The organism is Sphingomonas sp. dw_22 (assembly GCF_018449795.1).
In the GTDB taxonomy this organism is placed as follows: Bacteria; Pseudomonadota; Alphaproteobacteria; order Sphingomonadales; family Sphingomonadaceae; genus Sphingomonas.
The window spans coordinates 45033-53689 of record NZ_JAAVVE010000028.1 but is presented as its reverse complement, the minus strand read 5'-3'; the positions used below and the strand labels follow the sequence as shown (position 1 = coordinate 53689).

General features: G+C 70.0%; 6 protein-coding genes and 1 pseudogene. 3 read left to right on the top strand and 4 right to left on the bottom strand.

Annotation, left to right across the window (positions count from 1 at the left end):
• Positions 1 to 309: 309 nt before the first annotated feature.
• Positions 310 to 1794: pseudogene (locus HB724_RS13120) on the bottom strand (DEAD/DEAH box helicase); the annotation flags it as partial.
• A 265-nt stretch (positions 1795 to 2059) separates the two neighbouring features.
• On the opposite strand from HB724_RS13120, the gene HB724_RS13115 reads away from it, so the two are divergent.
• Entirely contained in the window at positions 2060 to 2437 is a 378-nt protein-coding gene (locus tag HB724_RS13115; protein WP_213981392.1) for a PilZ domain-containing protein, read from the top strand.
• Here the strand turns inward: HB724_RS13115 and HB724_RS13110 are convergent.
• Positions 2434 to 4065 carry a glycoside hydrolase family 43 protein gene (locus HB724_RS13110; RefSeq protein WP_213981391.1) on the bottom strand — a complete coding sequence of 544 codons (1632 nt, stop codon included), beginning with the start codon at positions 4063 to 4065 and terminating at the stop codon, positions 2434 to 2436. The two genes, HB724_RS13115 and HB724_RS13110, sit on opposite strands and share 4 nt — an antisense overlap.
• Positions 4062 to 5312, bottom strand: a complete 1251-nt coding sequence (locus tag HB724_RS13105; RefSeq protein WP_256731501.1) for an MFS transporter — start codon at positions 5310 to 5312, stop codon at positions 4062 to 4064. Before HB724_RS13105 ends, HB724_RS13110 begins: the two co-directional genes overlap by 4 nt.
• 288 nt (positions 5313 to 5600) lie before the next feature.
• Here HB724_RS13105 and ada point away from each other — a divergent pair, with 288 nt between their 5' ends.
• Positions 5601 to 6635 carry a bifunctional DNA-binding transcriptional regulator/O6-methylguanine-DNA methyltransferase Ada gene (gene ada / locus HB724_RS13100; protein ID WP_213981390.1) on the top strand — a complete coding sequence of 345 codons (1035 nt, stop codon included), beginning with the start codon at positions 5601 to 5603 and terminating at the stop codon, positions 6633 to 6635.
• Positions 6632 to 7102 carry a DUF1203 domain-containing protein gene (locus tag HB724_RS13095; protein ID WP_213981389.1) on the top strand — a complete coding sequence of 157 codons (471 nt, stop codon included), beginning with the start codon at positions 6632 to 6634 and terminating at the stop codon, positions 7100 to 7102. Before ada ends, HB724_RS13095 begins: the two co-directional genes overlap by 4 nt.
• Positions 7103 to 7105: 3 nt before the next feature.
• On the opposite strand, the gene HB724_RS13090 is transcribed toward HB724_RS13095, so the two are convergent.
• Complete coding sequence (locus tag HB724_RS13090) at positions 7106 to 8632, bottom strand: serine protease (protein ID WP_213981388.1); 1527 nt, start codon at positions 8630 to 8632, stop codon at positions 7106 to 7108.
• Between the last annotated feature and the right edge of the window lie 25 nt (positions 8633 to 8657).

The following is an 8657-nucleotide window of genomic DNA, read 5'->3' as shown; positions in this document are numbered from 1 at the left end:
CCCGCGGGGGGGGGGGCCCCCCCCCGCCCCCCCCCCCCCGCGGGGGGGGGGGGGGCGCGCCGCCCCGGGCGCGGGGCCGCCCCCCCCCGCCCCGCCCCCGCCCCCCCGGCAGCGCGTGCGTGCTGACATAGCCCTTCGCCCCGTTGAGCCGCCACTGGAAACGCGCGGTCGTCTTTGGCGGCCCGATCGCCACCCCCCTCCCGGCCACCGGCCGCCCCTACATCCCCTCCGCCCCCCGGTGGGCCTTTTTCCGCGCCCCCTCCCCCCCCCCCCGGCCGCGCGGGGGGGGGGGGGGGTTCCCCCCCCCCCCCTCCCCCCCCCCCCCCCGCCTCCCCCCCCCCCCCCCCCCCCCCCCCCTTCCCCCCCCCGCCGCGGGCGGCCGCGGCCCCCCCGGGCCGGGGGGGCTCGCCCCCTGCCCTTGGGGCGGGCCTTGCTGGCGGGCTTTGCGGCCCGCGGGCGCTTCCTGCGGGGGGCCTCCGTTCCCGGCCCCCCGGCGCGGCGCGGCTGATCGCCCCGCGGCGGACCGTCACGGCGCTCGCCGCGCGGCTGGCTGTCGCTGCGGCGGCCGTTCTGGTGCTGCATCGCGCGGCCGTTGCGGCCGTTCTGTTCGTCGCGGGCGACCGGCATCGGCGAACGGCTCGACTTGATCTTGTTCGATTCGTTGACGAAATCGGCCGGCAGCGGCTCGATGGTCACCTTCTGGCGGGTGAGCCGCTCGATGTCGCGCAGGTATGGACGCTCGTCATCCGCGCAATAGCTGATCGCCACGCCGGTCGCGCCGGCACGCGCGGTGCGGCCGATGCGGTGGACATATTGATCGGGCACATTGGGCAGCTCGAAGTTGAAGACATGGCTGACGCCCGACACGTCGATGCCGCGTGCGGCGATGTCGGTCGCGACCAGGATCTTGACCTTGCCCGACTTGAACTCGCCCAGCGCGCGCTCGCGCTGCGGCTGGCTCTTGTTGCCGTGGATCGCATTCGAGGCGATGCCGCTGCCGCCGAGCAGGCGGACGACGCGGTCGGCGCCGTGCTTGGTGCGGGTGAAGACCAGCGCGCGATCGATGCTCGGATCGCGCAGTGCGATCGTCAGCAGCGACTGCTTCTCGGCCTGCTGGACGAAGGTGACGCGCTGCTCGACACGCTCGGCGGTCGTCGCCTCGGGCGTGACCTTCACTTCGATTGGATCCTTGATGAACTGGCCGGCCAGCTCGCGGATCGTCTTGGGCATGGTCGCCGAGAAGAACAGCGTCTGGCGCTTCGAGGGAAGCTCGCGGACGATGCGCTTCAGGGCGTGGATGAAGCCCAGGTCCATCATCTGGTCGGCTTCGTCGAGCACCAGGATCTCGATCCCGAGCAGGATCGCATAATGCTGGTCGATCAGGTCGACCAGACGGCCCGGCGTGGCGACGACGATGTCGACGCCGCGGGCGAGATCGGTCTTGTTCTTATGGATCGAGGTGCCGCCGAACAGCGTGCAGATCGACAGGTTGGTGCCCTTGGAATAGGCGCGGGCGCTCTCGGCGATCTGGCTGGCCAGCTCGCGGGTGGGGGCGAGCACGAGCATGCGGCAGCCGCGCGGGGCGGCGCGCTTGCCCGATGCGATCAGGCGATCGATCGAGGGGAGCATGAACGCGGCGGTCTTGCCGGTGCCGGTCTGGGCGATGCCGAGCAGGTCGCGCCCTTCGAGCAGCGACGGGATCGACTTCTCCTGGATCGGAGTCGCTTCGGTATAGCCCTTCGCGGCGAGCGCAGCGAGGACGGTCTCGGACAGGCCGAGGTGCTTGAATTGCATTATGGAACTTTCGAATGCGGCCGACGCGCACGGAATCCGGACGCGGAAGCGGTGTCAAAAATGACAACCCGCGTGATAAGGGAAGCCGGGGTCTGGACCGAGGCAGAGCCGGGCGTCCAAAGACGGCCCATCACGCTGCATGATGCCTCGATGGCGGCGCATATGGCAGCGAGACTGACCAAAGTCAAGACGGTTCGCGCCGCCCCGGGGTTACGAAACCTTTAACGATATCCGTCCTAGAATCGCGCTCCGGAAGCAGGGTGGAGTGCGGAAATTGCTGGTCGCGCGACTGGAAGTGTTGGGCGAAGTCGATGCACGGGGGGCGATCCGCTTCATCGTGGACAGCGAGACGACGCTCCGCGGCATGGACGGCAAGCCCTTCGACGTGACGGTCGAGAATTTCTCGCGCACGGGCTTCCTGTTCACGGGCGATGTCGATCTGCCGGTGGGGACGCTGGTTTCGGTCGGGCTGGCCGGCGCCGGGGCGCGCGAGGCCAAGGTGGTGCGCCGCGACGGACAGCGCCACGGCTGCGAATTCCTGATGCCGCTGCCGAAGCGCGAGCTGGTCCATGCGTTCAAGGGCCAGGCGCAGGTGGTCGCGGAGCTGGAGGCACTGCTGCGCAAGGCGCGGGAGGGGCGCTAGAGCGCCTCCGCATCGGGCGCATAGGGGCGCTCGCGATAGTCGAACCAGTCGAAGTCCGCCGGGCGGCCGGTGCCGGCCATGTCCTGGCAGGCCATCCCCACGAACGCGCCGGTGAAATTGGGCTGGCCGGGGGCGGTGGCTTCGTCGGACAGGATCGAGGCGTCGAATATTTCGGGGAGCCAGGCCCAGTCGTCGTCCCCCACGCGCCAGGCGAAGCGCAGCCGCTCGTAATCGACCTCGACGCGCAGCGCGATGCGGCCGGGCGGGATCGGCACCGGCGCGGTGAAGGCATCGACCTGGGGCGCATCGGGCAGCACGGACATCACGCGGATATGGCGGCCGATTTCGGCGTCGTGCGTGACGTGCAGGTAATGGAATTTCGACCCGTTATAATAGGCGACCAGCCCGGCAGCCTGCTGGAAATGCTCGGGCTCGAACGCCAGCGCGCAGGATGCCGAATAGCAGAAACCCTGCTGCCGCCGCGCGACCAGCGCTTGGGTGAACAGGCTGCCGATCGTCTCGCGGCCATGGAGGCGCAGATGGCCGGGGCGCTCGGTCAGGCTGAAGATCGTCTCCGGCTCGGGCGTGCGGAGCCATTGCAGGTCGATCGGCAACTCGGCTTCGTCGAAATCGTAGCGCGCCTCGGTCGGGCGGGGCAGCGAAGGGGGGAGATCGGGCGCGGGGGCTTCGAGCATCGGCAGCCCGGAGCGGTCCTGCGTGTAGAGCCAGCCATCCTCGGCCCAGCGCATTGGCTGGAGCGCGGTCTCGCGGCCGAGCACGCAGCGGCCGCGATCCGGAAGCGGGCGGCCGCAGAGATAGGCCATATAGGTCGCGCCGTCCCGCGTCTCGACCAGATCGGCATGGCCGGCGCGCATCAGCGGGGCGTCGGGCCGGGTGCGGCTGCTGAGGATATGGACGTCCGGGTGGAGCTCATAGGGGCCGAGCAGGTCGCGGGCACGCGCCATCGTCACGGCATGGTTCCAGCCGGTGCCGCCCTCGGCGGTGAGGAGGTAATACCAGTCGCCGCGGCGATAGAGGTGCGGCGCCTCGGTGAGGCCGAGCGGCGTGCCGGGGAAGATGTTCGCACGCTCGCCGACCAGCCGGCGCTGCTCGGGCGAATATTGCTGGAGGACGATGCCGGCGAAGCGGTTATGGCCTGGGCGGTGGTCCCAGAGCTGGTTGACCAGATATTTGCGGCCGTCCGTATCGTGGAACAGCGAGGGGTCGAAGCCGCTGCTGTTCAGGTAGATGGGGTCTGACCATTCGCCGTCGATGGTATCGCAGGTAACAAGATAATTGTGGAAATCGCGCAGGCTCGCGCCGGTGGCGCCGGAGACGGTGGTGCGGCCATAGCGCTTCACATCGGTATAGATCAGGTGGAAGCGCTCGCCGTCATGGCTCAGGCAGGGCGCCCATACGCCGCAGCTATCGGGATCGCCGCGCATGTCGAGCTGCGATGCGCGGCGCAGCGGACGGGTGAGCAGCGTCCAGTTCGCGAGGTCGCGGCTATGATGGATCTGGACGCCGGGGAACCATTCGAAGGTCGAGGTCGCGATATAATAATCGTCGCCGACGCGGCAGATCGAGGGATCGGGATTGAAGCCGGGCAGGATGGGATTGCGGATCATTCGGGGGCCTTGATCAGGGTCCAGAGCAATGCCGCGGCGACCAGATCGAGCAGGCCGAGCGCGACGAAGAAGGGATTGTAGCCGATCGTCGAGACGAGTCCGCCGATCAGCAGCGAGAAGATCAGGATGCTGGCATTGGCGAGCGTGCCCGCCATGCCGGCGACGGTGCCCAGCTCGTTGCGGCGGAACAGGTCGCTGGCCATGGTGATGACGGTGACCGACAGCGTCTGGTGCGCAAAGCCGCCCAGGCAGAGCAGGGCCACCGCCGCCCAGGCGCTCTCCACCGTGCCGACGAACATCATGCCGGTCATCAGCACCGCACCCAGCGTGAAGGTCCAGCGGCGCGCGTTGATGAGGCCGATGCCGCGCCGCTCCAGCCACAGCACCACGGTCGGCCCGAACAGGCAGCCGAGATCGGCGGCGACGAAGGGCAGGAAGGCGGAAAGCGCGATCTGGCCGAGATCGAAGCCGCGCACGGTGGTCAGGTAAAGCGGCATCCAGAAGGTGAGCGTGCCCCAGGTGGGATCGGCCAGGAAGCGCGGGATGGCGATGCCCCAGAAATTGCGCTGGCGCAGCAGGGAGGGGATCGAGGGCGGCGCGGCGGACGCCTGGATATGCGCTTCCTGCCCGGCGAGGATATGCGCGCGCTCCGCCTCGGAGATCGACGGATGGCTGGCGGGCGGCCGATACCAGAAGAGCCACAGCACGACCCACATCAGCGCGAGCAGGCCCGCGACGACGAAGGCCGCGCGCCAGTTCCACAGATAGATCGATCCCGCCACCAGCGGCGCCGCCAGCGCCGAGCCCGCCGACGCGCCGAGATTATAGACGCCGCCCGCCATTCCACGCTCGCGCGCCGGAAACCATTCGGAGACGACCTTCAGCCCGCCGGTGTGCGACGTGCCCTCGGCGAAACCCAGCAGGCCGCGCAGCGCGAACAGCCATTGCCAGCTGATCGCCAGTCCGTGCGCCATGGTCAGCAGGCCCCAGCCGGCCGCGAACAGCGCCAGCCCCGAGCGCAGCCCGATGGTGTCGAGGATATAGCCCACCAGCGGCTGGAGCATGATCCCGCCCTGGAAGGCGGCGGTGATGTAGGAATATTGATGCTCGTCGATCTTCAGATCGGCCATGAAGGTTGGCGCGGCCACCGCGAGCGTGCTGCGGGTCAGATAGTTGACGATCGTGCCGAGCATCACGATCGCGATGATCCACCATCGCAGCGCGCGCGTGCGTTGCCAGAAGCCCAATCGCCCTCTCCCTTGCGGCGTCTGCGCGCCCGTTAGCGTTAACAGTGCCGGCAAGCGCTGGCGGGAGCAAGGGGTTTGTCCGAGTTATTGAGGCAATCCGCGCGCCCAATCCGTCACCCCGGCCGAAGTGCCGGGGGCCACTCATCCTCCAGCGAGCCCCTCTGAGCTTCGAGCGGCTCTCCCGGCCTCCCGGTGGACCCCGGCACTTCGGCCGGGGTGAAGGAGAGACGTAGCTTTGAGCGCAAGCAGCGGGATGTCGGGCGCGGTCGGCGCGACTATATCCACCGCATGAGCACGCCCCTTTCCGACGATGCCGCCTGGGCCGCCTTCGCGGCGCGCGACCGCGCGTTCGAGGGGCGGTTCGTCGTCGCGGTCACCACCACCGGCATCTATTGCAAGCCGACCTGCCCGGCACGGCGCCCCCGCCGCGAGCATGTGCGCTTCTACGGCGATGTCGAGGCGGCGCGCGCGGCGGGTTTCCGGGCGTGCCTGCGCTGCAAGCCCGACGAAGTGGGCCGCGAGCGGGTGGCGGTGGCTCAGGCGGTCGCGCTGATCGAGGCATCGGAGGACGGGCTGGGGCTGGAGGAACTGGCCGGGCACGTCGGCTATGCGCCGCATCATTTCCACCGGCTGTTCAAGCGCGCGACCGGGGTGACGCCGGCCGCCTATGCCCGCGGCCTGCGCGCGCGCCGTGCGGCCGAGGCGCTGACCGTGGAGGAAAGCGTCACCGGCGCGATCTACGAGGCCGGCTATTCGGCGCCGAGCCGCTTCTACGAAACCGCCAATGCCCGGCTCGGCATGACGCCCAGCGCGTGGAAGCGCGGCGGCGCGGGGGTGACGATCCGCTGGACGATCGCCGAAACCAGCCTGGGGCCGCTGCTGATCGCCGCGACCGACAAGGGGCTGTGCCGCATCGCCTTCGACGAAGACCGGTTCGCGCTCGCCCGGCGCTTCCCTGCGGCGGAGATCGTGAGCGGCGGCGCGGCGCTGGCCGCGCTGGCCGCGCGGGTGGTGGCCGAGGTCGAGACGCCGGGGCGGCACACCGACCTGCCCGTCGACGTGCAGGGCACCGCGTTCCAGGAGGCGGTGTGGAACGCGCTGCGGGCAATCCCGCCGGGCGAGACGCGCAGCTATGCCCAGATCGCCGCCGAGGCAGGCAGCCCCGGCGCGGTGCGCGCGGCGGGATCGGCGTGCGGGGCCAATCCGGTGCCGATCGTCGTCCCCTGCCACCGCGTCCAGCGTAGCGACGGCGGGATCGGCGGCTATGCCTATGGCGTCGATCGCAAGCGGGCGCTGAGGAAACGCGAAGGCGTGGAAGAATGAGCTTCGTCATCGCCGGGCTGGATCCGGCGCCGTTCCGCTATCTCTACGGGATGGACGATGCCGCGCTGGCGGCCGAGGGCGTGGTCCGCGTCGTCGCCGACGGCAAGCCGGGCTATCCCTGCCGCGTCACCCTGGAGGATGCCGAGCCGGGCGAGGCGCTGCTGCTGCTGCTCAACTACGAGCATCTGCCGGCGCGCAATCCCTATCGCTCGCGCCACGCGATCTTCGTGTGCGAGGGCGCCGAGACGCCGGCGCGCCATGTGGATATGGTGCCGGAGCAACTCGCCTGCCGGCTGCTTTCGGTGCGCGCCTTCAATCGCCATGCGATGATGACCGATGCCGACGTGATCGACGGGCGCGAGTTGGAAACGCTGATCGAGCGCTGGTTCGCCGATCCGGCGACGGCTTTCCTGCACGTCCATAACGCCAGGCGCGGCTGCTTCGCGGCGCGGGTGGACCGGGCCTGAGCCTTACTCCGCCGGTGGCCCCTCCGCTGCCGCCGTGCAGCTATAGACCAGCTTCTCGTTATAGACCGGCGGCAGCGCGGCGCGGACCGACTGCTGCTGCGCGGCGAGCGCGGCGCGGGCGCTCTGGTCGGACGAGCAGGTCTTGAGCGGCACGGTGGCGCGCAGCGCGCGGGCGCTCTGCATCTGCTCGGACGAGAGCAGGTAGCGCGTGTTGGTATAGGTGCGCGTGTCCGGATCGAAATCGAGCACCGAGACGGTCTGCTCCTGGTCGGGGACGAGCACCCGCTGCCAGCGCTTGCCCGATTCGGCATATTGGGTGCGGCCGTTGACGCAGCCGTCATTGCCGACGTCGAGATCGACCTTGTCGGTCGTCGTGACGGTGACGCGGCTGCGCTCGGGGACGAGCGTGCAGACCATCCGGCCAAGCGCGGCGGTGCTGACCGCCGCCGCCCCATGGGCCTCGGGCACCGGGATCACCTTGGTCTCGTCGAAGCCGGGTCGGCTGAAGAACAGGGCGATCGCGCCCAGGATCAGCACGCCGCCGCCCGCCGCGACGCCATAGCCCTCGCGCCGGCGATCGCGCGACAGCAGCAGGCCGCCGCCGGCCACGGCGAGCGCGCCGAGCACCAGCAGCACCGCGGCGCCGGCCATGAAATTCTCGCGCATCGCCTCGTTGCGGCTGCGCGCCTGGGCGATGGCGTCCTGGCGATCCGATTCGGCCTTGGCGGCGACGGCACGGGCCTTTTCCTCGGCGTTCACGCGGGCCTGCTCGTCGGCGCTGCGATCGGCGGCGATCCGGTCCTCGATGCTGGTGCAGGGGATGTCGACCGTGGCGAAGGGCTGGCCGGCCTCGCGCAGGAAAGCGCCGAGCTCGGTGCCGGCGATGGCGAAGGCGAAGGTGGAATCGCCCTCGTCGGCGCGGGTGATCGCCGAATTGACGCCGAGCACGCGTCCGCAGCGATCGAGCAGCGGCCCGCCCGAATTGCCGCGGGCGATGCTCGCGGTGTGGAGCAGCACGCTGGTCCCCTGCAACATGCGCAGGCCGGCGAACCCGCCCTGCGAGCGCACCGGCGATTGCGGGGTGATGAAATCGGCGGCCGAGCGCGCCGTGGCGAGATCGACATTGCCGGGATAGCCGAGCGCGATCAGCGCCTCGCCGTCCTGGACGCCGCCCGAATAGAGCGTGAGCGGGGGCAGTTTGACGCCGGTGAACTCGATCAGCGCGAGGTCGCGCGCGGTATCGATCTTGATGAGCGTGCCCTGGAAAGACTTGTCGCCTTCGGAGGGCACCACGCCGATCACGACATTGTCGGGATAGCGCGAGGCGAGCTCGACGACATGGGCATTGGTGACGATGCGATTGGGCGCGACCGCGAAGCCGCTGCCATGGCCGAAGCCAACCACTTCGTCGCCCACCACCGCGATCGTGACGATGCGCACCACGCCGCGCCCCGAGGCGGAGATGTCATCGGCATGCGCCGGCATCCCCCAGGCGAGGACCAGCGCCACCAGAATCAGCAATCGCCGCATCGCGTGCCCCGTCGTTTCGATGGCG